The sequence below is a fragment of the Rugamonas apoptosis genome (genome assembly GCF_014042355.1).
Lineage (GTDB): Bacteria > Pseudomonadota > Gammaproteobacteria > Burkholderiales > Burkholderiaceae_D > Rugamonas > Rugamonas apoptosis.
In genome coordinates this window covers 459,154-482,705 of sequence record NZ_JACEZU010000001.1, presented here as the reverse complement: position 1 = coordinate 482,705, position 23,552 = coordinate 459,154, and the positions used below count along the sequence as shown (strand labels likewise).

Sequence of the window (23,552 nt, the reverse complement as noted above, 5' to 3'; positions counted from 1 at the left end):
ACTTCCATCCACTTCCGTCAGCGAGTTCGATATGGCCTTGCCAGCAGTGTTGCAGAACCTCACGCTCCCCGTGATCGCCTCCCCCATGTTCATCGCCAGCGGCCCGGCCCTGGTGGCGGCCCAGTGCAAGGCCGGCATCGTCGGCTCGTTCCCGGCCCTGAACGCGCGCCCGGCCGAGCTGCTCGACACCTGGCTGACGGATTTGCAGGCCGAGCTGGCCGAGTTCCAGCGCGCGCATCCGGACCAGCGCGTGGGGCCGATCGCCGTCAACCAGATCGTGCACCATTCGAACGACCGGCTGGCGCATGACGTGGAGGTGTGCGTCAAACACCAGGTCCCCATCATCATCTCGTCGCTGCGGGCGCCGCCCAAGGAAATGCTGGACGCCATCCACAGCTACGGCGGCATCGTGCTGCATGACGTGATCTCGATCCGCCATGCGCAAAAGGCGCTGGAGGCGGGCGTGGATGGCTTGATTTTGGTGGCCAGCGGCGCCGGCGGCCATGCCGGCACGCTGTCGCCGTTCGCGCTGGTGGGCGAGGTGCGCAAGTTCTTCTCGGGGCCGATCGCGCTGTCGGGTTCTATCGCCACCGGCGACGCTATCCTGGCGGCGCAGGCCATGGGCGCCGATTTCGCCTACATCGGCTCGCGCTGGCTGGCCACCAAGGAGTCCAACGTGGCTGACAGCTACCGCGATGCGATCGTGGCGTCGTCCGCTGCGGATATCGTTTATACCAATTTGTTCACCGGGGTGCACGGCAACTACCTGAAGAAATCCATCCTCGCCGCCGGGCTGGATCCGGAAGCGCTGCCGGAATCCGACAAGAGCGCCATGAGCTTCGGTTCCGGCAGCGCCAAAGCGTGGCGCGACATCTGGGGCGCTGGCCAGGGCGTGGGCTTGATGGACGACGTGCCCACCACGGCCGAGATGGTGGCGCGCCTGAAACGCGAATACGACGCGGCGCGCGCGCGGCTGAGCCTGTAGCTGGCGCTGGCAGGCTGGTGCGCCAGCCCGCAGCCCGCTCGCCAGCGGAGTTCGGCGCTACCTGCTCGGGTCGTCCACGCGCGCGGCCCGCCGCTTGCCGCCCACGCTTGATGATTTTTTCTTTTTCGTCTGGGGCTGCGCCTGTTTGCGCAGGGCGGCCGCCATGCCCAGCCTGGCCCAGCGCAGCATGTCGCTGGCGTCATCCATCGCTTCGTCGGGCACGCGGTAGTAACGCAGCGCGCACGTCTCGCCCAGCTTCTGGTAGGTGAACTGCACGCAGTGGGCGGCACGGAACTGGGCTTCATTGTCGTCGTCAGCCTTGAAGTACAGGCAGTCGTCCAGAATGATGGCGCAGAACAGGCCGTCGATGTAAATCCCCACGCCACCGAACATACGCTTGCTGCGCACGCTCCCCAGCGGCGCCAGCACGTCGGACAGATAGCTCAGGAAATCAGGCGATACCATGGTCAGTTCCCTTCACGCACGCGATGTTCATTGCGGGCGATGGATTTCGTAGCGCGCGAAGTGCTTCCAGGTACCGTCCGGCTTGGCCGATTCGATCTCAAGCGTCCAGGACGCCGATTCCGGCTGGTAGCTCAGCGTGTCGCGGAAAGGCGCGCTGGCGTAAGGGAAGGTGAATTCGATGGTGTGGTCCGTCATCTTGCCGGTCGCGTGAGGAATCGAACCCTTGGCGCCGAAGCTATCCATCCAGTGCGCAATGACGGCCTGGCTGCCCTGGTCGTAACCGATGAAGACGCGCGCCTCGTATTTGGCCGGCACCTGTACGTCCTTCATGTGCATTTCCGTGAACGTGCCGTTCAGGGCGGGCGTGGCGGCCATGTTGTAGCGCACCGGTTTGCCCATCACGTCCCCCGTCATGACCCAGTCGCCGTCCAGCGCTTTCAACAGGGCGGGGCGGGCGTCGGCAGGGGCGGGTGGCGGGGCGGCGTGGGCGGTGGCCGTCGCCAGCACGCTGGCGAACAGGAAAGTGGTGGAAATGCGCATGGTTCGGGAACGGTTCGCGTTTGGATGGACCAGACGATAGGGGAATATGGACTTTTTGGCAAATGAATCGATGTCTTGCGCCGGCAGCGCGGCAGCGAGACAGCCAGGCAATGAGGCAGCGCGGCGGCTAGGCAGCTAGACAGCGCGGCCGCTGGTGGGCTAGTCCTCCTGCTCCAGCCACTTGCGGGCCGTCGTCACCACCTGCTCGGTCAGGCGGCGCGTGAGCGGGGTCTGGATGTCCCACGCGTGCCAGATCAGTGGCACGTTCAAACTGGCGCCGGGCGCCAGTTCCACCAGCGCGCCCGCGCGCAGTGCCGCTTCACATTGCAGCACGGGCAGCATGCCGTAGGCGTAGCCCGCTTCCAGGAATCGTACAAATCCCTCGGAACTCGATAGCGCGTGGTGCGGATAGCGCACCGGTTGGCCGAAATGGCGGCCGAGGAACTGGTCCAGCAGCGCGTCCTTGCGGTCGAACACCAGCGCCGGCGCCTTCTGCACCGCGTCCAGCGTGAAGCCCTCCTTGAACCAGCGCTGCGCGAACGCGGGCGCGGCCACGCACAGGTAGCGCATCGCGCCCAGCGGTGTGGCGGTGGTGCCGGCCACCCGCGTCGCTTCGCTGGTGACGCAGGCGAACACGCGGCCTTCGCGCAGCTGGCTCAGTGTGTGGTCCTGGTCGTCGAGGCGGATGCGCAGCAGGCAGGCGTCCGACAGCAGCAGCGGCGCCACCGCTTCCTGCAGCCAGGTGGCGGCGCTGTCGGCGTTGACGGCGATGGCGATGTCGGGCCGCTCGTCGGCCTGGCCGGGGCGCTGCTTCAAGGCCGCTTCCAGCAGGCGCACCTGGCGATAGTGGGCGATCAGGCGCTGGCCCGCCTCCGTCGCTTGCGGCGGCTGGGTGCGCACCACCAGCAGTTCGCCGGCGTCGTTCTCCAGCAGCCGGATGCGCTGCGACACGGCCGATTGCGTGATCGACAGGGCCACGGCGGCCTTGTCGAAACTGCCATGCTCGATCACGGCGTCGAGGGCGGCCAGGCCCCGGTAATCCACTGCGCTCATTAGTTTCTCTAATGTTTATCCAATATTATTAATTATACTTATATCCACCCTGGCCGTAAGCTGGCGGCCTGTTGAAGGAGAAAACATGGCGGCGACGGCATTTTTGAAGGGACTGGGCTTGGGCGGCAGCCTGATTGTGGCGATCGGATCGCAGAACGCTTACCTGCTGCGGCAGGCGCTCAAGCGCGAGTTCGTGCTGACCTGCGTCGCCATCTGCGTCGTGTGCGACATGGCGCTGATCGCGGCCGGGGTGGCGGGCATGGGGCAGCTGATCACCGGTGCGCCGGCATTGTTGTTGTGGTTGAAGACAGGCGGCGCGGCGTTCCTGCTCGCGTATGGCTGGCGCGCGGCCCGTTCCGCGCTGCGGCCCGCGGCGCTGGTGGCGGGTGAGGCGGCGGCCGTGTCCAGCCACGGCGCGGTGGTGGCGGCCATGCTGGCATTCAGCCTGCTTAATCCCCACGTTTATCTGGACACGGTGATCCTGCTCGGCTCCATCGGCGGCCAGCAGGCAGGCAATGGGCGCCTGTATTTCGCGGCCGGGGCGATGGCGGCATCACTGGCTTGGTTCAGTGGGCTGGGATTGGGCGCGCGCTATCTGGCGCCCGTGTTCGCGTTGCCACGGGCGTGGCAGGTGCTCGATGGCGTGATCGCCGTGGTGATGTGGGCCATCGCCGCGTCGCTGTTCATTGGATGAACGCAGGGCTTGTGAACTTGGAGTCAGACCATGCCGCCACAGCGGCGAGTCTGACCCTTTGGCCGGCAGGCCTTACTTCTCGCTGTCGGTCTTGATGGCCCACAGGCCGGGCAGGTTGCGCCAGTAGCCGTAGGCGTCCATGCCGAAACCGACCACGAAGCGGTTCGGGATGGTGATGCCGACGATGTCGGCCTTGCATGGCTTGGCCTTGCCGATCGCCTTGTCGCAGAACACGGCCAGGATCACTTCGGACGCGCCCATGTCCAGCAGGCGTTGTTTGACGTGGGCCAGCGTTTCGCCTTCGTCCAGGATGTCGTCCAGCACGATCACGGTGCGGCCCGTCACGTTCGAACGCGGCACGACTTTCCACACCACCTGGCCGCCCTGGTCCTCGTCGCCATAACGGCTGACGTGGATGTAGTCGAATTCGAGTGGGAAGGTCAGCTGCGGCAGCAGGTTGCCCGTGAAGACGACGGCGCCGCCCATCACGCCCAGCACCAGCGGGAATTCCTGGCTGTCGGGCGCGTTGAAGCGGGTGTTGAGGGTGTCGGCCATGCGCGTGACGGCGGCATCGACGGTCTCTTTGTTGAACAGTTCTTCTGCCGTTTCCAGCAGGGCGCGCGCGCGGTTGTGGTGGAAGTCTTGCATGATCTTCTAGTTTTTCTAAAACGGGTGAACAATCCCGCTATTATCCGTCATATCCCACCGTGTCGGGGTAGTTGGATTTGCGCCACAGCCACTGCACCTAGTGTGGTTTAGCGATAATCGCGCACGTCGTCGATCACCTTGCCGTCGCTGGGCAGGCTGCCGCGCGCGGCAAAACACACTTCGCCGCGCAGCTTGGTGAGATCGCGTATCGAATCGATCACGGCCGCGCCCAGGCTGGCGCTGGCGGCCTGCGGATCGTCCACTTCGCAGTGCAGCGTCATCACGTCCTGCGCCATGTGGCCAGATACCACCAGCCGCGCCTTGTGGATCTGCGGATGGCGGCGTGCGATGTCGTGCACCTGCGAAGGGTGGACGAACATGGCGCGCACCTTGGTGGCCTGGTCGGCCCGTCCCAGCCAGCCGCGGATGCGCGTATTGGTGCGCGCGCCCGCCGCCGGCGCGTGCGCCAGTTCGGCCGACAGGTCGCCCGTGGCGAAGCGGATCAGCGGATAGTCGTGGTTGAACAGCGTGACCAGCACTTCGCCGATCTCGCCCGGCGCCACCGGGTCGCCCGTGCCGGGGTGGACGATCTCCAGGATCACTTCCTCGTCCAGCACCATGCCTGGATCGAGCACGCCGGCACTGGCCGTTTCATAGGCGATGCTGCCGATATCGGCCGAGGCGTAGGTCTGGAACACATGCGGCACGCCGTTCTGCACGAACCACGCGCGCAGCGATTCGGGCAGCGCTTCGGCGCCCATCATGGCGTTACGCACGCTGGAAATGTCGGCGCCCATCTCGCGTGCCTTTTCGATGATGAGCTTCAGGAACGATGGCGTGCCGATGTAGGTGTCGGGCCGCAGTTCGGCCATGGCCTGCACCTGCATCTCCGTCTGCCCGGCGCCGGCCGGGATCACGGCGCAACCGATGCGGGCCGCGCCGCCTTCGACCATGAAGGCGGCCGGCGTGAAGTGGTAGGAGAAGCAGTTCTGTATCAACCCGCCCGGGCGCACGCCGGCCGCGAACATGGGCCGCGAGAAGCGCCACCAGTCCTGGCCCGCGCCTTCGGGATCGAAGATGGGGCCGGGCGACATGTAGATGCGCGCCAGCTGGCTGGCCGGGGTGGCGTTCAGGCCGCCGAACGGCGGGTGCTGGCGCTGCAGTTCCTTCAAGCCGGACTTGCGCGTCACGGGAAGCTGGGCCAGCGCGGCGCGGCTGCCGATGTCGCCCGCCTGCACGCCGTGCAGGATGCGCGCCCAGCCGGGCGTGCCCTGGGCCTGCGCCACCAGGCGCGGCAGGCGTTGCATCAGGTCGCGTTCGCGCTGTACGGGGTCGCGCGTCTCCAGGCTATCGAGCGTATCGGCCATGTTGAATCCTTGTGTGAAGTCAAATTTTTTCGGCAGTGATGTCAGGCCAGCCAGCGTTTGCGGCGGCGGTAGAACTTCATGTCGCGGAAGCTCTTGCGCCCGGCGCCGGACACGCCCAGGTAGAACTCCTTGACGTCCTCGTTGCTGGCCAGGTCGGAGGCAGCACCTTCCATCACCACCCGGCCGTTTTCCAGGATGTAGCCGAAATCGGCGTAGCGCAGCGCCACGCTGGTGTTCTGCTCGGCCAGCAGGAAGGACACGTTCTCCTTCTGGTTCAGGTCCTTGACGATGCCGAAGATCTCCTCGACGATCTGCGGCGCGATGCCCATCGACGGTTCATCCAGCAGGATCATGGACGGCTTGGCCATCAGCGCGCGGCCGATGGCGCACATCTGCTGCTCGCCGCCGGAGGTGTAGCCGGCCTGGCTGGCGCGGCGCTCCTTCAGGCGCGGGAAGTAGTGGTAGACCTTGTCCAGCGCTTCCTTCAGTTGCGGGCGCGACAGGCTGCGGGTGTAGGCGCCCGTCAGCAGGTTGTCCTCGATGGTCAGGTGGCCGAAGCAGTGGCGCCCTTCCATCACTTGCGACAGGCCCCGCTTGACCAGTTCATTGGGCGTGAGCTGGTCCACCCGCTCGCCCTTGAACTGGACTTCGCCCTTGGTGACGTCGCCGCGCTCGCCGCGCAGCAGTGTCGAAATGGTTTTCAGGGTGGTCGACTTGCCGGCGCCGTTGGCGCCCAGCAGGGCCACGATCTTCCCTTGCGGGACTTGTAGCGATACGCCTTTGAGCACGAGGATCACATGGTCGTAGATCACCTCGATGTTGTTGACCGACAGGTAGGGCTGGCTGCTTACGGTTTCGGCTGCGGCGGCTGTGTTCATGGTCATTCTTCGCTGGTTAAAAAAGATGCGGGGAGGAGGAGGGACTCCCCGCATCAGGGCGCGTTACAGCTATGGCGTGGCTATTTCGCGCAGGCTGGCGTTATTTTTTTCTCGGCTGCGTAGGCGTTGGACGAATCCTCCAGCAGCTTGCGGGTCAGCGCCTTGTCGCCCACCACCCAGTTCGGCGTGATGGCGTTCCACTTCTTGCCGTCCCACTGCTGGACCTTCACGGCGCCCGAGCCTTCATGGTCGTCGCAGCTGGTCTTCACCACCGGCAGCATGCCGAAGGCGCCAATGGCTTTCTCGCGCGCCTCGTCCACGTTCAGGTGTTCCAGGCCCCAGCGCAGTTGTTCGCCGGTGACGGCCTTGCCCTTGCCGAATTTGTCCTGCGCGGTGCGCATCGCTTCCACCCACAGGATGGCGGCCGTCACGCCGCGCATGTGGTACACGGAACCGACGCGGTTGCGGTCGGCCAGGTTGCCCTTGCCGGCGTCATACAGCTTCTTGTGGATCTCGTCCATCACCGGATAGTTGCCGGGAGTGTTGAAGGTCATCGCGCTGTAGCCCTTGGCGGCATCGCCGGCCGGCACGGTGTCTTCCTCGGAACCGGCCCACCACACGCCCAGCATCTTCTCGCGCGGGAAGCCGTTGCGCTGGGCGGTCTTGATGGCGACCGAATTCATCACGCCCCAGCCCCACAGGATCACGTAGTCAGGATTGGCCTGGCGGATCTGCAACCATTGCGACTGCTGCTCACTGCCCGGCGGCGGCACGGCGATCTTGATCAGTTCAAAGCCATGCTGCTTGGACAACGCCTCCAGCACCGGCAACGGTTCCTTGCCGAACGCCGAGTCGTGGTACAGGTGCACGATCTTCTTGCCCTTGAGCTTGTCCATGCCGCCGCTCTTGTCGCCCAGGTACTTGATCATGCCAGCGGCCTGGTTCCAGTAGCTGGTGATGAGCGGGAAGACATAGGGGAACACTTTGCCGTTGGCCGCGTCGGAGCGGCCATAGCCCAGCATCGTCATGGGGATCTTGTCCTGCGGCAGCCGATCCAGCACGCCGTAGGCGATACCGGTCGACAGCGGTTCGACCATGGTGGCGCCGCCGTTCTTGGTCTTCAGGCGCTCGTAGCATTCCACCCCGCGCGAGGGGTTGTATTCCGTTTCGCATTCCTCCCAGCTGATCTTCACGCCGTTCACGCCGCCGTTCATGTTGACCAGGTTGAAGTAGTCGATCACGCCGCCGTAGAAGCCGGAACCGCCCGCCGCATAAGGCCCCACGCGATACGATGGCAGGGCGATGAACTGGTCGGCCCAGGCCGGAACAATGGCACTGGCCGCCAGCGCGGCGCCCAGCATGAGGGATTTGATGCACTTCATTGTTGTCTCCTCCAAGAGTCGGACTACGGATATACCAGCTATATGATTGCGCTCAGTGATGTTCAATGCGGGAACGGCCACAGGCGCAATTTCTCTTTACCGATTTGCCACAAGCGCGCCAAGCCATGCGGCTCGACGATCAGGAAAAATACGATCAGGGCGCCGAACACCATCAGCTCCAGGTTGGACGCCACGTTGGTGGGCAGGGCCAGCCCGTGCGCCAGCACGTTCAGGAACACGGGCAGCAGCACGATGAAGGCCGCGCCCAGGAAGGAGCCGAGCACCGAGCCCACGCCGCCGATGATGACCATGAACAGGATGCGGAACGACAGGTCCAGGTTGTAGGCTTCCGGCTCCACCGTGCCCAGGTAGGCGAAGGCGTACAGCGCGCCGGCCACGCCGCAGTAGAAAGAGCTGACGGCGAACGCCAGCAGCTTGGTGCGCATCAGGCGGAAGCCGATCACTTCGGCCGCCACGTCCATGTCGCGCACCGCCATCCACGAGCGGCCCACGTTGGAGCGGATCATGTTTTTGGCCAGCAGCGCCATCACGGCCACCACGCCCAGCACCAGCAGGTATTTGCTGGCGGGCGTGTCGAATTCGTAGCCCAGGATGGTGATCTTCTGCGCCGTGATCACGCCCGAGCTGCTGTTGTTGGTCAGGAAGGGGATCTTGGTCAGGCACCACAGCACGAAGAACTGGGTGGCCAGCGTGGAGGCGGCCAGGTAGAAGCCGCGGATGCGCAGCGACGGCAGTCCGAACGCGATACCCACCAGCGCCGCCGACAAGCCGCCCAGCACGAAAGCCAGCAGGATCGGCATGCCGGGCACGCGCAGCACGAAGTTGTAGGCGCCGAACGCGCCCACGGCCATGAAGGCGGCCGTGCCCAGCGACAGCTGGCCGGCGTAACCGGTCAGGATGTTGAGCCCCAGCGCGGCCAGCGAGAAGATCAGGAACGGGATCAGGATGGCTGACAGCGCATACGGTGAGGCCAGTACGGGCGCCAGCGCCAGCGCCAGCGCCACCACCAGCAACGCGGCAAGGGCGATGCGGTCCTGGCGGATCGGGAAGATCTGGTTATCGGCCTGGTAGCTGGTCTTGAATTGTCCGGCTTCGCGGTAGAACATGGACGTTCCTCTCAGATTCTGCGGATGATTTTTTCGCCGAACAGCCCTTCGGGCCGCACCAGCAGGAACAGCAGGGCCAGTATGTAAGGGAACCAGCCCTCGATACCGCCGCCGACCATGGGACCGAGGTAGACTTCGGCCAGCTTTTCCGACGCCCCGATGATCAGGCCACCGACGATGGCGCCCGGCATGGAAGTGAAGCCGCCCAAAATCAGCACCGGCAGCGCCTTCAGCGCGACAAAGGTGAGCGCGAACTGCACGCCGTTGCGGGCGCCCCACAGCAAGCCCGCCACCAGCGCCACCATGCCGGCCACGGACCACAGCACGGCCCAGATGCGCTGCAGCGGAATGCCCACGGCCAGCGCGGCCTGGTGATCGTCGGCCACGGCGCGCAGCGCGCGGCCCACCTTGGTGCGGGCGAACAGCAGGGCCAGCGCCGTCACCAGCAGGGCGCAGATGCCGGCCGCCGCCACGTCGAACTGCGACACGATGATGTTGAATTTATCGAGCAGGAATTGCAGCGGCACGTCCTCGATCGGCAGTTCCAGCTTGTGCACCTGCGAGCCCCACATCAGTTGCGCCAGGCCCTCGATGAAGAAGGCCAGGCCGATGGTGGCCATGAACAGCGTGATCTCGGGTTGGTTGACGAGCGGGCGCAGCACCACCCGTTCGATGGCCAGGCCCAGCACGACCATCACGACGATCGTGATCGGGATCGCCAGCCACACGGACAGGCCGAACTTGTCGATCAGGCCCACGCAGGTGAGGGCGGCGAAGAACACCATCGCGCCCTGGGCGAAGTTGAACACGCCGGAGGCCTTGTAGATCAGCACGAAGCCGATCGCCACCAGCGCGTACATCACGCCCGACAGCAGGCCGCCGATCAGCACTTCGAAGAAAAAGTTTACGTTCATTTAGTGTTCCACCCCGAGATATGCGTTGATCACGTCCTGGTTGGTGCGCACCTCGTCGGGGGTGCCGTCGCCGATCTTCTTGCCGTAGTCGAGCACCACCACGCGGTCCGAGATATCCATCACCACGCCCATGTCGTGCTCGATCAGCACGATGGTGGTGCCGAATTGGTCGTTCACGTCCAGGATGAAGCGGCACATGTCCTGCTTTTCCTCCACGTTCATGCCGGCCATCGGTTCGTCCAGCAGCAGGATTTCCGGTTCGGCCGCCAGCGCCCGGCCCAGCTCCACGCGCTTTTGCAGGCCGTAGGGCAGGCGGCCCACCGGCGTCTTGCGGATAGCCTGGATTTCCAGGAAGTCGATGATCTCCTCGGCCTTGATGCGGTGTTCGATCTCCTCGCGCCGCGCCGGGCCCCAGTACAGCGCCTGCAGCAGGAAGTTCGATTTCATCTTCAGGTTACGGCCCGTCATGATGTTGTCGAGCACCGTCATGCCCTTGAACAGGGCGATGTTCTGGAAGGTGCGCGCAATGCCGGACTTGGCGGCCGCGTAGCAATCCATATTCCGGCGGTGTTCGCCCCGGTAGATGATCTCCCCTTGCTGCGGGCGGTACACGCCGTTGATCACGTTGAGCATGGAGCTCTTGCCGGCGCCGTTGGGGCCGATGATGGCGCGGATCTCGTGTTCCTTGACGTTGAAGGAGATGTCTGTCAGCGCGCGCACGCCGCCAAAGGACAGCGAGATGTTTTTCATGTCCAGGATCACGGGGCCGGTGCGACGGCCGGCGCTGGCGCCCAGATGCGCTTCGATTTCGTTCATTTGCATGGTGGTGTCCTCGGTCATGCCGCTGCCTGGACCGCAGGGTAGGTCTTGCAGTCCCAGATTTTCAGGTCGGCCGAGACGGCGCCCGTGCGGCCGTCCTCGAACTTGACCTGGGTGGTGATGAACTGCGAGCTCTTGCCGTCGTACAGGGCCTCGATCAGCACCGCGTACTTCTCGGCGATGAACTTGCGGCGCACTTTGCGGGTGCGGGTCAGCTCATCGTCGTCCGGGTCCAGCTCCTTGTGCAGCACCAGGAAGCGGTGGATCTGGGTGCCCGCCATCGTGGCCTCGGCGGCCAGGCCGGCGTTGACCTTCTCCACGCAGTCGCGCACCAGTTCATAGGTTTGCGCATGGGCCGCCAGGTCGGTGTAGCCGGCGTAGGCGATGCCGCGCCGTTCGGCCCAGTTGCCCACCGCTTCCATGTCGATGTTGATGAAGGCGCACACCTGGTCGCGCGCATGGCCGAACGCCACCGCCTCTTTAACGAAGGGGAAGAACTTGAGCTTGTTCTCGATGTAGTTGGGCGCGAACATGGCGCCGTCGTGCATGCGGCCCACGTCGGCCGCGCGGTCGATGATCTTCAGGTGGCCTTCGCTGTCGAACAGGCCGGCGTCGCCGGTATGGAAATAGCCGTCGGCGTCGATCACTTCGGCCGTCGCGTCGGGCCGCTTGTAGTAGCCCTCCATGGTGGCGGGCGAGCGCACCAGCACTTCGCCGTTGTCGGCCAACCGTACTTCCACGCCGGGCGCGGGCAGGCCCACGCTGTCGAACTTGATGTGGCCATCTGGCTGCAAACAGACGTAGGCACAGGTTTCCGTGGAACCGTACAGCTGTTTGAGATTGACGCCGATCGAGCGGTAGAAGCGGAACAGGTCGGGCCCGATGGCCGCGCCGGCCGTGTAGGCCACCCGCACCCGCGACAGGCCCAGTACGTTCTTCAATGGGCCATACACCAGCAGGTTACCCAGCGCGTAGGTGGCGCGGTCGGCCAGCGGCACCGGCTTGCGGTCCAGGATGTCGGCGCCGCAGCGGCGCGCCACCTCCATGAAGTGGTGGAACAGGCGGCGCTTGATGGCGCCCGCGTCCTCCATCCGTATCATCACCGTGGTCAGCATGTTCTCGAAAATGCGCGGTGGGGCGAAGTAATAGGTGGGGCCGATTTCGCGCATGTCGGTCAGCACCGTGTCGCCCGATTCCGGGCAGTTGACGGTGAAGCCGGCCACCATGGCCTGGGCCAGCGAGAACAGGCAGTCGCCCACCCACGCCATGGGCAGGTAGGACAGGATGTCTTCGCGTTCCGTCAGCTGGTCGAAACCGACGCCGCCGGTGCCGGCCGCGAGCAGGGAAGTGTGGCTCTGGCACACGCCTTTCGGTTTGCCGGTGGTGCCGGAGGTGTACAGCATGATGGCGTGGTCCGCACCTTTGCCGGCCGCGATGGCCGCTTCGTAGGCGCCGGGATGGTCGCGGTCCCAGGCCCGGCCCAGTTCCTGCACGGCGGCGAAGGCGCTCAGTTCCGGCTGGCGGTAGTGGCGCATGCCCCGTTCGTCCTCGTAGACGATGTGGGCGATGCCGGGGTAGGCGTCCCGCAGTTCGAGCAGCTTGTCGACCTGTTCCTGGTCTTCCACCACGGCGAAGTGGATTTCCGCGTTCTCCAGCACGTAGGCCATGTCGGCGGCCGGCGCGTCCTGGTACAGCGGCACGGGCACGCCGCCCAGCGCTTGCGCGGCCAGCATGGCCCAGTACAAGCGGGGCCGGTTGTCGCCGATGATGGCCAGGTGCATGCCGCGCTCGAAGCCCAGCGCGGCCAGGCCGCAGGCCAGCGCCCGCACTTCCGCGTTCACTTGCGCCCAGTCCCAGCTTTGCCAGATACCGAGGTATTTTTCGCGGAAAGCGGGCCGCTGCGGCCGGTCTACGCCATGCTGCAATAGCCGGCGTGGGAAAGTATCCAATTCAGTTTGCACCAGTGTCTCCTGTTGCGGTCTGTTGTTATGGTGCCGTGCGCGCTAGCGGATTGCCATCCGGATCGCGGCCCGTCATCCCTTTTTGTGTGATGATAGTAGCCTGATGGAAGGGGCCAGGATGTCTTTTCGACGACAATTGCCCTACTTTTTTATGGTGCAATGCAACAATGCAAACAGAACAACTTAGCTTGAAGGAGGCGTTACGCGCAGCCAACTGGGCCCACTGCCTGACGCCGGAGCAGATGGCGCGGGTCGAAGCCGATACCATCGAGACTTTTGTACCCAAGGGCGGCTATGTGTGCCGCAAAGGCGACATGGTGGAAAATTGGCTGGGTATCGTGGGCGGCATGGTCAAGATGAACAACTTCTCGGCCTCGGGCAAGAGCGTGACGTTCACGGGCGTGCCGCCGGGCGGCTGGTTTGGCGAAGGCTCGCTGCTCAAGAACGAACACCTCAAGTACGACGCCATGGCGCTGCGCGACAGCCGCATCGCGCGCATGCCGGCCGCCACCTTCCACTGGCTGCTGGAGAACAGCCTGCCGTTCACGCGCTTCCTGCTGATCCAGCTGAATGAACGGCTGGGGCAGTTCATCGGCATGGTGGAGAACGACCGCCTGCTGAATGTAGACACGCGGGTGGCGCGCTGCCTGGCGTCGATGTTCAATTCCCACCTGTATCCGGGGCTGGAGCCGCTGGTGCAGATTTCGCAGGAGGAGCTGGGCTTCCTGTCGGGCGCCTCGCGCCAGCGCGCCAACCAGGCGTTGCAACTGCTGGAGAAGCAGGGACTGCTCAGCATCGACTACTGCGGGATACGGATCCTGGACCTGGAGGGCTTGCGGCGGTTTGAGGCGTGAGGTGAAAGTGCAGGCGGACAGCCGGGCGGCAATGAGCGTATTGTTCGCTGGCGCGTGCCAGCGCATCTATTTGGGGGAGGTGGCCTTTTCCTTGCGCGGCCTGCCACCTAGCTTGCCGTTCTCACGGGCTGCCGCAGCCTTGGCGGGCGTTATCGCACTGCCGCCGGCCTTGCCGCGTTGGGCAGCCATCCAGCGTTGCGTGCCGAGAAAGCCTTCCAGTAACGCGGGCAGATAGAGGTCAGCGTCCAGCTTGGGAAAGTGGATGCCGAGGCCGGACGGACTGATGTCCGCGTCGGTCAGATCATCCGGCTGCGCGTTCTCCAGCCCTTGCACGTCGCGCGGTGCGAAGGTGATGTGCAGACCTGACGCCAATTTGATAATGACGCGCGCGCTGCGCCGGTCATAGCCAACTGCCGTGGCGGCGGGAAACGTGGCTTGGATGGCCGCCCCGCGCCGGTTAGCTGCTTTGTATGCACGGTCAGTAATTGCCATGAATCAGTCTCCATTTGGCGCAGAGCAGGTTTAATTCTGTTGTCAGCGCCGATGCGATCTTCGATAACGCTGTTTGAGGAAAGCCGTAGTTTTCCCTCAGTTGCGGCGGCCCGTCCGGGCAAGCCAGATTAAATACCGCTTCCATTCCGTTGCCCAGGACATGCACATGTGCTGGGCGATGGTCGTTGAGAAAGACGACTACGCGCAGACCAAGAAAATGCAGTAGCGTTGGCATTGATTATAAACCCAACTAGCTTTGGTTATGCGTCGAGAGAACCGCGCCAGTCACCGGTTTGGCGGAAATAAGCGGTTTTCCATTTCCGCCTCAAAAAACGCATCGGAAATGGAGACATTAGCCGCATCGATGTGCCTGGCTTATGCGTTAACGCAAAGGCGCGGCATTCCGACGATGTGATGGATACCGGCGCGCCATCGATGCATAGCCGTCCCGGCCGCCTTCTGCCCTAGCCGCAATCGCGGTATCATAGAGCTACCTACCATCGTCGCAGGCAGATCCGTATAAACGATTTGCACCCACTTCATGTCCAATACTGACAGTCCCGACATCGCCGCCCGCCTCGCGCGGCTGCGCCAGGCCATGCGCCGCCACCACATCGACGCGCTGATGGTGCCGTCCTCCGACCCGCACCTGTCCGAATACCTGCCCGCCCGCTGGCAAGGCCGCCAGTGGCTGAGCGGCTTCACCGGCTCGGTCGGCACCTTCATCATCACCCTGGACTTCGCCGGCGTGTGGACCGACGCCCGCTACTGGACCCAGGCCGAAACGGAATTGGCCGGCAGCACCGTGCAGCTGATGAAAATTCCCTCCGGCGCCAGCGTGCTGTATATCGACTGGCTGGCGGAACACCTGCTGGCTGGCCAGACGCTGGCCGTGGACGGCGCCGTGCTGGGCCTGGCCACGGCCCGCCTGCTGGCCCAGGCGCTGGAGCGCAAAGGCGCGCTGCTGCGCACCGACCTGGACCTGCTGGATGAGGTGTGGCCAGACCGTTGCGCGCTGCCGGCGGCGCCCGTGTTCGAACATGTGCCGCCGCACGCGGACCTGGGCCGCGCCGCCAAACTGGCCGCGCTGCGGCAGGCCATGCGCGAGCAGGGCGCCAGCCACCACGTGCTGTCCACGCTGGACGATATCGCCTACCTGTTCAACCTGCGCGGCGCCGACGTCAATTTCAATCCCGTGTTCCTGTCGCACGCCCTGGTCGATACGGCTGGCGCCACCCTGTTCGTGGCCGATGGCAAAGTCGCGCCGCCGCTGCGCGCGGCCCTGGCCCGGGATGGCGTGACGCTGGCGCCATATGCCGAAGCCGCCGCCGCGCTGGCCGCGCTGCCGGCCGGCGCCGTGCTGCTGCTGGACCCGCGCCGCGTCACCCACGGCACCCGCCAGGCCGTGCCGGCCGGCGTGGCGGTGGTGGAGGCGATCAACCCCACCACGTTCGCCAAGTCGAAAAAAACGGCGGCCGAGGCGGCCCACGTGCGCCACACCATGGAGCAGGATGGCGCGGCCCTGTGCGAATTCTTCGCCTGGCTGGAGCCGGCCCTGGCCGAACGGCGCGCCACGCCGCTGACGGAACTGGACATCGACCGTGAACTGACGGCCGCCCGCGCCCGCCGGCCCGGCTTCGTCAGCCCCAGTTTCGGCACCATCGCCGGTTTCGGCGCCAACGGCGCCATCATGCATTACCGCGCCACCACGGCGGCCCACGCCGTGATCGAGGGCGACGGCCTGCTGCTGATCGATTCGGGCGGCCAGTACCTGGGCGGCACCACGGACATCACGCGCGTGGTGCCGGTGGGCGAAGCCACAGCCGCCCAGCGGCGCGACTTCACGCTGGTGCTGAAGGGCGTGATCGCGCTGTCGTCAGCCCAGTTCCCGCGCGGCACGCGCTCGCCCATGCTCGACGCGCTGGCGCGCGCGCCCCTGTGGGCGGCCGGCATGGACTTCGGCCACGGCACCGGCCATGGCGTCGGTTACTTCCTCAACGTGCACGAGGGACCGCAGTCGATTTCGCCCACCGCCATGCCGGAGCCGCATACGGCCATGGAACCGGGCATGATCACCTCCGTCGAACCGGGCCTGTACCGTCCCGGCCAGTGGGGCATCCGGATCGAGAACCTGGTGCTCAATGTGGACGGGGGCAGCACGGAATTTGGCAGCTTCCTGCGTTTTGAAACGCTGACCCTGTGCCCGATCGACACCCGCTGCGTGGATTTGTCCCTGCTGCGCGACGATGAGCGCCAGTGGCTCAACGATTACCACGCCACAGTGCGCACGCGCCTGCGTCCCTATCTGGCGGGCGCGCCGCTGGCCTGGCTGGAACGCCGCACGGAGGCCGTATGAGCGCCCGTTCGACCCGGGCCACGTCGGCCATCGACCGCCTCAAGGTCCGCAGTGGCAATGCCAAATACACCATGTCGCGCACCGGCGCCGGCCTGTTCTTCCTGACCGAGGGACCGGGCTTGCCGCCCTTGTGCGCGCCGCTGGAACTGGACGAATTCGTCGCCTTCGTCAACGGGCTGGGGCCGCAGACGCCCAAGCGCATCAGCAAGCTCGATGTGGCGTTTGAAAAACAATTGAACAAGAAGGCGCCTTGAGCGCCACGGCGCGCCCGCTGGCGCGCGCCAGGCAACTAACACAGACAAGAGGCCCATCATGCCCACCATCGATTTCCTGATCGCCTATTGGTCCTCGGGCGAACTGGCCACCAATGGCGTCATCCTGCTCAACCTGATCGGCGCGCTGCTGCTGGGCTTGTTGGTCGGATACGAGCGCTCCTACCACGGCCGCGCGGCCGGCATGCGCACCTACGGCCTCGTATGCATGGCCTCGGCCGCGCTGACCGTGATCACCGGCTATCCCCATTTCTGGTTCGGCGGCCACGTGATCCCGTCGGCCATGGGCACCGATCCCACCCGCATCGTGCAAGGTATCGTGACGGGCATCGGCTTCCTGGGCGCGGGCGTGATCATGCGCGAGGGCTTCAACATCAGCGGCCTGACCACGGCCGCTTCGATCTGGGCCTCGTCCGTGATCGGCGTGATGGTGGGCGTGGGTTTCTATATGTCGGCCATGGGCCTGGCCGTGCTGTGCGCGATGTCCATGATCTTCCTGTCCAAGGTGGAGGCGTGGCTGCCGTCGCGCCATGCGGTGGCCATCACCATGCGCTTCCGGCCCGGCTACATGCCGCAGGAACCGGCGCTGCGCGAAATGGCGCTGGCGCGCGGCTATGAGATCGCCAGCGGCACGCTGATGATCGGCAGCGATGGCGGCGCCCAGGAATGGCGCTTCGTCGCCATCGCGCTCAGCAAGCGCAGCGGCTCGACCCTGCCCCAGGTGGCCGCCGAGCTGGCCGTGTTCGACGGCATCGACAGCTTCCAGCTATCGCATGCCCGCAACTGAGGCAGTCCCACCGATGGAGGCCGACATGATGAACGTGGACGCAAAGGCGATCTTCGATTTCTGGTTCCTGCCGGCCGGCAGTCCCGGCGCCGGCGCCGCGCGGGCCGAATGGTTCCGCAAGGACGACGCCTTCGACCGCCAGATCGAGCGCCAGTTCGGCCCCCTGATCGAACAGGCGCTGGCCGGCGGCCTGCACCACTGGGACGCGGGCGGCCCGCAGCCGGCGCTGGCCCGCATCCTGCTGCTGGACCAGTTCACCCGCAACGTCTATCGCGGCACGCCGCGCGCCTTCGCCGGCGACCGGCTGGCGCTGCAGGCCGCGCAGGACATGGTGGACGACGACGAGGACCTGGCCCTGCCGCCGTTGCAGCGCGCCTTTGTCTACCTGCCGTTCGAGCACGCCGAGGATGTGGACATGCAGCGCCAGTCGGTGGCCCTGTTCACGCGGCTGGCGGCGGCCGGCACGGGCTTCGAGAGCATGCTCGGTTACGCCCAGCGGCATCGCGAGGTGATCGAACGCTTTGGCCGCTTCCCGCACCGTAACGCCATCCTGGGCCGGCCCTCCACGCCGCAGGAGCTGGAATTCCTGAAACAGCCGGGATCGGGTTTCTGATGCGCCGTCCGACCTTGACCCTGATCGGCGCCGGCCATGTGGGCCGCGTGTTCGGCCGCCTGCTGGCCCAGGCCCATTGTTTCGAGATCGCCGACGTGTTGACCCGCTCACCGGCTTCGGCCCAGGCGGCGCTGGCGTTCATCGGCGCCGGCCGCGCTGCGGGCGGCTGGGATGGCTTGCGCCCGGCGGACGTGTACCTGCTGGCCGTGGGCGACGACCAGATCGTGCCCGCCTGCGCCGCGCTGGCCCAGGCGGTGCCGCTGGCCGGCGCCGTCGTGTGCCATTGCAGCGGCGCGCTGGCCTCGGACCAGTTGCAGGCCGCGCGCGCGGCCGGGGCGCTGGTGGCCAGCGTCCACCCGATCCGCAGCTTCGCCGATCCCGAGGCAGTGGCGGCCGCTTTCGCCGGCACCTATTGCGGCGTGGAGGGCGATGCGGACGCGCTGGCCATCCTCAACCCGGCGCTGGAAGCGATCGCCGCGCGGCCGGTGGCCATCGACGCCTCGGCCAAGACGGTGTATCACGCGGCGGCCGTGTTCGCCAGCAATTACCTGGTGACGGTGCTGGACGCGGCCTTGCGCGCCTATCAGGCGGCCGGTGTGCCGGAAGCGGTGGCGCGTGAACTGGCCAAGCCACTGGCGACGGAAACGCTGGCCAATGTGTTCCGGTTGGGCGCGCCGGCCGCGCTCAGCGGCCCGGTGGCGCGCGGCGATTACGCCACCGTGGCGCGCCAGCAGCAGGCCGTGACCGCGTGGGATGGCGCCACGGGCGCGCTGTACGAGGCGCTGGTGGCGCCCACGGCGGACGTGGCGCGCCGCAAATCCCGCTAGCTTGCGCCCGCAGCCCGTGCGCCACCCTTGCAAATTACTAGTTCACAACTATATTTTAAACAAGAGGCAGGACCGTCCCCGTGCGCCGTTGCCGCCGTGGAGATACGAATTTGCAAATTAATGGCCGGACTAGTCGACAAACCCCGGAATTAGCAATAAGCTTGTCCTCTGGAATCTTTTTGTTGACGAATCAGGCAATCAGAAAAACAAGTGAGCGTGCGCGCGGCCCAAGCCAGCGCCTATAGGATAGGGATAGGGGTAAGAACATGTTATTTCTGAAGAGTACGACGGTAACCAAGGCGCCCGGCATCTACGAAGTGGACATCGCCGCCAAGCCGCCAGGCAAGACCTACGGCGTCTTCCTGGCCACCGATCCGGACAACCAGCCAACGGAAGTGCTGTCGGCCCTGGCCGCCATGGGTTTCCACAACACTTACAGCGGCGGCTACACCCACAAGGACCGCGGCAAGGTGCTGGACCTGCATTTCCAAAAGGATGGCACCGACCTGTTCAAAGGCTGGAAGGCCGAGGAATGCGAGGCCAACCTGGCCGCCATCACCAGCCTGTTCAACGGCATCGGCATCCAGATCAGCCCGCGTGTGATGACGCTGGCCGAAGCCTACGCCTGATCCCGGCCTGGTCCCGGTCCAGGCATCAAGCCTGGACTTCGATGTGGTACAGGGCCCACGGGCAGGCACCGAAGCGCTCCGGCAGCGGTTTGGCGGCCATTTCCGGCACCTGATCGGCATCGTAGACGGCCCATAGCGGGCCCAATCCCCCCAACGCCATCGGTGCGCCATCCAGATGGGTGGCCACGATGTAGCGTTGCGCCCGCGCTTGCGCCAGGCTCAGCGTGGCCGCATAACCATCCACCGCCCGCAACACCAGCTTGCCGCTGTCGGCCAGGCTGGCGCCGGCCGCCTTGACCACATCCACCAGTGCCGGACCGCGCAGCAGGTGCGGCTTGCCGTCGTATTCCAGCGTGGGACGGATGGTGAACGCGGGCAAGGCCAGCAGCGCGTTGTAGTCAAACGCATGGGCCTTGTCGAAACTGAGCTTTTGCTTGTGCATCATCTGGTCCGTCACCGGGTCGAACGGGCCGCGGTTGGGCTGGACCATGGCGCCTGTCACCGTTAGCAGGGCCGGTCCGCGCAAGGCCGGGGCGGGCGCGGCGGCGTTGGCGCGCAAGACGGGCAGCGATATGGCGGCTGCGCTGGCGGTCAGGAACTGGCGTTTTTTCATGAGTGGCGTCCTCGGCTGATGGGATGCCGCTATCATAACGCGCATGGACTTGTTTGACGCCACCACCGGCCTGACCCCCATTCCCATCGAGGATGGCGCACTGGCGTTCCAGCAGCGGCTGGCCTTGCCTTGGCCGCCGGAACAGGTGCTGGCGCGCCTGATCGCGGAAACGGACTGGCGCGCGGAATCGATTACCTTGTGGGGCAAGACCCACCCCCAGCCGCGCCTGACGGCCTGGTATGGCGAGGCCCGCTACCGCTATTCCGGCATGACGCTGGAACCGCAGCCGTTTACGGCCTTGCAACTGGCCATCAAGGCCGCTGTCGAAGCAGCCACAGGGCGGCGCTACAACAGCGTGCTGCTCAATTACTACCGTGACGAGCGCGACAGCATGGGCTTCCACAGCGACGATGAAGCGGAACTGGGGCCGGAACCGGCCATCGCCTCCGTCAGCTTCGGCGCGCCGCGTACTTTCATCCTCAAGCACAAGCGCTTGCCGCGCACGGTCAAGCTGGCGCTGGGCGACGGCAGCCTGCTGTTGATGGCCGGCACCCTGCAGCGCCACTGGCGCCACGGCATCAACAAGGAGCGCACGCCGTGCGGGCCGCGCGTCAACCTGACTTTCCGCAGCATTCTTTAATTCATCTAATTTGCGCCAATTACGCGCTATTGCACGCATCCGCCGCCATGGCGGGCTGGTCGCCGTGCGCGCCCCCGGCCTTACAACTTGACACACTTCTTACGGATTCGGGACGGACGTTGCCTGACCTAACTGATATCTTGGTCACATCGCAATTCAGAGAACTGCGATCCCAGGCAAGTCCCTCAACTTTTTGCTGAAAGATCCAACAAATGAAAAAGATTCTGTTCGCATTGATTGCTTCCGCCACCGCCTTGACGGGCGTGGCCGCCCATGCCGCCGATGCCGGCACGGGCTATGTGGGCGCCGGCCTGGTCGGCAGCCGCTACAACTTCGACGTGCCCGTCACGTCCGCCACGGATGACCACAGCGGCAACAAGGCCAGCGGCAAGATCTTCGCCGGCTACAACATTGACAAGACCTTCGCTGTGGAAGGTGGTTACACCAACTTCGGCAGCCAGAGCTATAACTACACGCTGAACGGCGCCAACGGCCGCCTGGAAAGCGATGCCCATTCGTTCTATGTGGCCGGCAAGGCCAGCATGCCCGTCAACGAGCAAGTCAATGTGTTCGGCAAGCTGGGCGTGGCACGCAACCACAACAGCGTGGACGCGACGGGCGCGGCGGCGGCCTACGGCGGCAGCGGCAACAAGAACGCGCTGTACGCCTCCGTGGGCGGCGAGTACGCGCTCAACAAGAACGTCTCGCTGTCGCTGGAATATGAACACTACGGCAAGAACGACAACGATCAGGGCCGCAAGACCGGCGCCATCACGGGCGGTCTGCGCTACAACTTCTAAGCCACCCCTCGCGCCTCACGCAGCTGCGACTTAGAAACGGGAGCGCCGTTCCGGCTCCCGGGCAACAAAAAAAGGCACGGTGTTTGCGCACCGTGCCTTTTCCGTTCAGCGCTGAGGCTTACACCGTCAGTGGCTTGTAGCGGATACGTTTGGGCTTGGCGCCTTCTTCGCCCAGGCGTTTCTTCTTGTCGGCTTCGTATTCCTGGTAGTTACCGTCGAAGAAGGTCACTTGCGAGTTGCCTTCGAACGCCAGGATGTGGGTGGCGATACGGTCCAGGAACCAGCGATCGTGCGAGATCACCATCACGCTGCCGGCAAATTCCAGCAGCGCATCTTCCAGCGCGCGCAGGGTTTCCACGTCCAGGTCGTTGGACGGTTCATCGAGCAGCAGCACGTTGCCGCCCATCAGCAGCGTCTTGGCCAGGTGCAGACGGCCGCGTTCACCGCCCGACAGGTTGCCGACGATCTTTTGCTGGTCGCCGCCCTTGAAGTTGAAGCGGCCCAGGTAGGCGCGCGACGGCATTTCGAAGCGGCCCACGCTGAGCATGTCGGCGCCGCCCGTTACGTCCTCGAACACGGTCTTGCCGTCCGACAGCGCATCGCGGTGCTGGTCGACGATGGACACCTTGGCCGTCTTGCCGATCACCACTTCGCCGCTGTCCGGGGTTTCCTTGCCGGTGATCATCTTGAACAGGGTCGACTTACCGGCGCCGTTGGGGCCGATGATACCGACGATGGCGCCAGCCGGAATGGTGAACGACAGGTTGTCGATCAGCATGCGGTCGCCGAAGGACTTGGACACGTTCTTGAACTCGATCACTTCATTGCCCAGGCGCTCGGCCACGGGGATGAAGATCTCCTGGGTTTCGTTGCGTTTCTGGTATTCGTGCTCGCTCAGTTCATTGAAGCGGGCCAGACGGGCCTTGGACTTGGCCTGGCGCGCCTTGGGATTCTGGCGCGACCATTCCAATTCCTTCTGCAGCGCTTTCTGGCGTGCCGATTCCGTCGCCTCTTCCTGCTTCAGGCGGGCTTGCTTCTGGTCCAGCCACGAGCTGTAGTTGCCTTTCCATGGAATGCCGCTGCCGCGGTCCAGTTCCAGAATCCACTCGGCGGCGTTGTCGAGGAAGTAGCGATCGTGGGTGATGGCCACCACGGTGCCAGGGAAGCGCAGCAGGAATTGCTCCAGCCATTCCACCGATTCAGCGTCCAGGTGGTTGGTTGGCTCGTCCAGCAGCAGCATGTCGGGCTTGGACAGCAGCAGACGGCACAGCGCCACGCGGCGCTTCTCACCACCCGACAGCACGCCGATCTTGGCGTCCCATGGCGGCAGGCGCAGCGCGTCGGCCGCCATTTCCAGTTGCAGATTCAGGTTGCCGCCGTCGGAGGCGGAAATAATGGCTTCCAGCCGGGCCTGTTCGGCGGCCAGCGCGTCGAAGTCGGCGTCTTCCTCGGCGTAGGCCGCGTACACGGCGTCCAGCTTGGCTTGCGCCTCGAACGCTTCACCCAGGCCGCCTTCGACGGCCTGGCGCACGGTCTGTTCCGGGTCCAGTTGCGGTTCCTGCGGCAGGTAGCCGATGTTCAGGCCCGGCATGGGGCGTGCTTCGCCCTGGATGTCGGTATCGATGCCGGCCATGATCTTGAGCAAGCTCGACTTACCGGAGCCGTTCAGGCCCAGCACGCCGATCTTCGCGCCCGGGAAGAAGGACAGCGAAATATCTTTCAGGATCTGGCGCTTGGGCGGGACGATTTTGCCCACGCGGTTCATGGTATAGACGTAATTTGCCATTGAAAATCTCGGTTAGAAAACGGTAAAACGGGTGGAAAAACGGGGAAGGG

26 protein-coding genes are annotated in these 23,552 nt (G+C 65.1%); 11 read left to right on the top strand and 15 right to left on the bottom strand.

Annotated elements, in window-relative coordinates:
- The first annotated feature begins 31 nt into the window (after window positions 1–31).
- Window positions 32–985 (top strand): NAD(P)H-dependent flavin oxidoreductase, encoded by a 954-nt coding sequence (locus H3H39_RS02135; protein WP_182151602.1) that lies wholly within the window; start codon window positions 32–34, stop codon window positions 983–985.
- 57 nt (window positions 986–1,042) lie between these two features.
- Here the strand turns inward: H3H39_RS02135 and H3H39_RS02130 are convergent, their stop codons facing one another.
- From H3H39_RS02130 to H3H39_RS02120, 3 genes are all read right to left on the bottom strand, one after another.
- Window positions 1,043–1,450 carry a TfoX/Sxy family protein gene (locus H3H39_RS02130; protein WP_182151601.1) on the bottom strand — a complete coding sequence of 136 codons (408 nt, stop codon included), beginning with the start codon at window positions 1,448–1,450 and terminating at the stop codon, window positions 1,043–1,045.
- Window positions 1,451–1,477: 27 nt separating this feature from the next.
- On the bottom strand, window positions 1,478–1,990 hold the full coding sequence (locus H3H39_RS02125) for a DUF1579 family protein (RefSeq protein WP_182151600.1): 513 nt from the start codon (window positions 1,988–1,990) through the stop codon (window positions 1,478–1,480).
- 159 nt (window positions 1,991–2,149) lie between these two features.
- The gene (locus H3H39_RS02120; RefSeq protein WP_182151599.1) at window positions 2,150–3,043 is read right to left on the bottom strand and encodes a LysR family transcriptional regulator ArgP; all 894 of its coding nucleotides are present in this window, start codon (window positions 3,041–3,043) and stop codon (window positions 2,150–2,152) included.
- Window positions 3,044–3,128: 85 nt separating this feature from the next.
- Here H3H39_RS02120 and H3H39_RS02115 point away from each other — a divergent pair, with 85 nt between their 5' ends.
- Window positions 3,129–3,737: a LysE/ArgO family amino acid transporter gene (locus H3H39_RS02115; protein ID WP_182151598.1), complete on the top strand. Its 609-nt coding sequence runs from the start codon at window positions 3,129–3,131 to the stop codon at window positions 3,735–3,737.
- Between the two features lie 72 nt (window positions 3,738–3,809).
- On the opposite strand, the gene H3H39_RS02110 is transcribed toward H3H39_RS02115, so the two are convergent.
- The 8 genes from H3H39_RS02110 to H3H39_RS02075 form a co-directional block, all read right to left on the bottom strand.
- Window positions 3,810–4,385 carry a hypoxanthine-guanine phosphoribosyltransferase gene (locus H3H39_RS02110; RefSeq protein WP_182151597.1) on the bottom strand — a complete coding sequence of 192 codons (576 nt, stop codon included), beginning with the start codon at window positions 4,383–4,385 and terminating at the stop codon, window positions 3,810–3,812.
- 107 nt (window positions 4,386–4,492) lie between these two features.
- Window positions 4,493–5,752: a phenylacetate--CoA ligase family protein gene (locus H3H39_RS02105; RefSeq protein WP_182151596.1), complete on the bottom strand. Its 1,260-nt coding sequence runs from the start codon at window positions 5,750–5,752 to the stop codon at window positions 4,493–4,495.
- Window positions 5,753–5,793: 41 nt separating this feature from the next.
- The gene (locus tag H3H39_RS02100) at window positions 5,794–6,636 is read right to left on the bottom strand and encodes an ABC transporter ATP-binding protein (protein ID WP_182151595.1); all 843 of its coding nucleotides are present in this window, start codon (window positions 6,634–6,636) and stop codon (window positions 5,794–5,796) included.
- Window positions 6,637–6,710: 74 nt separating this feature from the next.
- Window positions 6,711–8,012, bottom strand: a complete 1,302-nt coding sequence (locus tag H3H39_RS02095; protein WP_182151594.1) for an ABC transporter substrate-binding protein — start codon at window positions 8,010–8,012, stop codon at window positions 6,711–6,713.
- A gap of 62 nt (window positions 8,013–8,074) precedes the next feature.
- A complete protein-coding gene (locus tag H3H39_RS02090) occupies window positions 8,075–9,139 on the bottom strand; it encodes a branched-chain amino acid ABC transporter permease (protein WP_182151593.1) in 1,065 nt (354 codons plus the stop codon).
- 11 nt (window positions 9,140–9,150) lie between these two features.
- Window positions 9,151–10,053 (bottom strand): branched-chain amino acid ABC transporter permease, encoded by a 903-nt coding sequence (locus tag H3H39_RS02085; RefSeq protein ID WP_182151592.1) that lies wholly within the window; start codon window positions 10,051–10,053, stop codon window positions 9,151–9,153.
- The gene (locus tag H3H39_RS02080; RefSeq protein ID WP_182151591.1) at window positions 10,054–10,875 is read right to left on the bottom strand and encodes an ABC transporter ATP-binding protein; all 822 of its coding nucleotides are present in this window, start codon (window positions 10,873–10,875) and stop codon (window positions 10,054–10,056) included.
- A gap of 14 nt (window positions 10,876–10,889) precedes the next feature.
- Entirely contained in the window at window positions 10,890–12,836 is a 1,947-nt protein-coding gene (locus H3H39_RS02075) for an AMP-binding protein (protein ID WP_229217854.1), read from the bottom strand.
- A 164-nt stretch (window positions 12,837–13,000) separates the two neighbouring features.
- Here H3H39_RS02075 and H3H39_RS02070 point away from each other — a divergent pair, with 164 nt between their 5' ends.
- Complete coding sequence (locus tag H3H39_RS02070) at window positions 13,001–13,687, top strand: Crp/Fnr family transcriptional regulator (protein WP_182151589.1); 687 nt, start codon at window positions 13,001–13,003, stop codon at window positions 13,685–13,687.
- Between the two features lie 66 nt (window positions 13,688–13,753).
- On the opposite strand, the gene H3H39_RS02065 is transcribed toward H3H39_RS02070, so the two are convergent.
- Together H3H39_RS02065 and H3H39_RS02060 are read right to left on the bottom strand one after the other, a co-directional pair.
- Entirely contained in the window at window positions 13,754–14,179 is a 426-nt protein-coding gene (locus tag H3H39_RS02065) for a DUF2442 domain-containing protein (protein WP_182151588.1), read from the bottom strand.
- Window positions 14,166–14,414, bottom strand: a complete 249-nt coding sequence (locus H3H39_RS02060; protein WP_182151587.1) for a DUF4160 domain-containing protein — start codon at window positions 14,412–14,414, stop codon at window positions 14,166–14,168. Before H3H39_RS02060 ends, H3H39_RS02065 begins: the two co-directional genes overlap by 14 nt.
- Before the next feature lie 306 nt (window positions 14,415–14,720).
- Here H3H39_RS02060 and H3H39_RS02055 point away from each other — a divergent pair, with 306 nt between their 5' ends.
- The 6 genes from H3H39_RS02055 (at window position 14,721) to H3H39_RS02030 (ending at window position 19,663) form a co-directional block, all read left to right on the top strand.
- Window positions 14,721–16,535 carry an aminopeptidase P family protein gene (locus tag H3H39_RS02055; RefSeq protein WP_182151586.1) on the top strand — a complete coding sequence of 605 codons (1,815 nt, stop codon included), beginning with the start codon at window positions 14,721–14,723 and terminating at the stop codon, window positions 16,533–16,535.
- Complete coding sequence (locus tag H3H39_RS02050) at window positions 16,532–16,789, top strand: hypothetical protein (RefSeq protein WP_182151585.1); 258 nt, start codon at window positions 16,532–16,534, stop codon at window positions 16,787–16,789. The genes H3H39_RS02055 and H3H39_RS02050 overlap by 4 nt, the downstream gene beginning before the upstream one ends.
- 58 nt (window positions 16,790–16,847) lie before the next feature.
- Window positions 16,848–17,594: an MgtC/SapB family protein gene (locus tag H3H39_RS02045; RefSeq protein WP_182151584.1), complete on the top strand. Its 747-nt coding sequence runs from the start codon at window positions 16,848–16,850 to the stop codon at window positions 17,592–17,594.
- Window positions 17,595–17,622: 28 nt separating this feature from the next.
- Entirely contained in the window at window positions 17,623–18,207 is a 585-nt protein-coding gene (locus H3H39_RS02040; protein WP_182151944.1) for a DUF924 family protein, read from the top strand.
- Window positions 18,207–19,034 carry a Rossmann-like and DUF2520 domain-containing protein gene (locus H3H39_RS02035; protein ID WP_182151583.1) on the top strand — a complete coding sequence of 276 codons (828 nt, stop codon included), beginning with the start codon at window positions 18,207–18,209 and terminating at the stop codon, window positions 19,032–19,034. The genes H3H39_RS02040 and H3H39_RS02035 overlap by 1 nt, the downstream gene beginning before the upstream one ends.
- A gap of 266 nt (window positions 19,035–19,300) precedes the next feature.
- The gene (locus tag H3H39_RS02030) at window positions 19,301–19,663 is read left to right on the top strand and encodes a hypothetical protein (protein WP_182151582.1); all 363 of its coding nucleotides are present in this window, start codon (window positions 19,301–19,303) and stop codon (window positions 19,661–19,663) included.
- A 25-nt stretch (window positions 19,664–19,688) separates the two neighbouring features.
- On the opposite strand, the gene H3H39_RS02025 is transcribed toward H3H39_RS02030, so the two are convergent.
- Entirely contained in the window at window positions 19,689–20,276 is a 588-nt protein-coding gene (locus H3H39_RS02025) for a putative pterin-binding protein (RefSeq protein ID WP_182151581.1), read from the bottom strand.
- Between the two features lie 43 nt (window positions 20,277–20,319).
- Between H3H39_RS02025 and H3H39_RS02020 the strand changes: the two genes are divergently transcribed.
- Both H3H39_RS02020 and H3H39_RS02015 read left to right on the top strand, forming a co-directional pair.
- Window positions 20,320–20,916 carry an alpha-ketoglutarate-dependent dioxygenase AlkB family protein gene (locus H3H39_RS02020; RefSeq protein WP_182151580.1) on the top strand — a complete coding sequence of 199 codons (597 nt, stop codon included), beginning with the start codon at window positions 20,320–20,322 and terminating at the stop codon, window positions 20,914–20,916.
- A 212-nt stretch (window positions 20,917–21,128) separates the two neighbouring features.
- Window positions 21,129–21,716, top strand: coding sequence for an outer membrane beta-barrel protein (locus tag H3H39_RS02015; RefSeq protein WP_182151579.1), 588 nt, complete (start codon window positions 21,129–21,131; stop codon window positions 21,714–21,716).
- A 118-nt stretch (window positions 21,717–21,834) separates the two neighbouring features.
- Here the strand turns inward: H3H39_RS02015 and ettA are convergent, their stop codons facing one another.
- Window positions 21,835–23,502: an energy-dependent translational throttle protein EttA gene (gene ettA / locus H3H39_RS02010; protein WP_182151578.1), complete on the bottom strand. Its 1,668-nt coding sequence runs from the start codon at window positions 23,500–23,502 to the stop codon at window positions 21,835–21,837.
- Window positions 23,503–23,552: the final 50 nt, after the last annotated feature.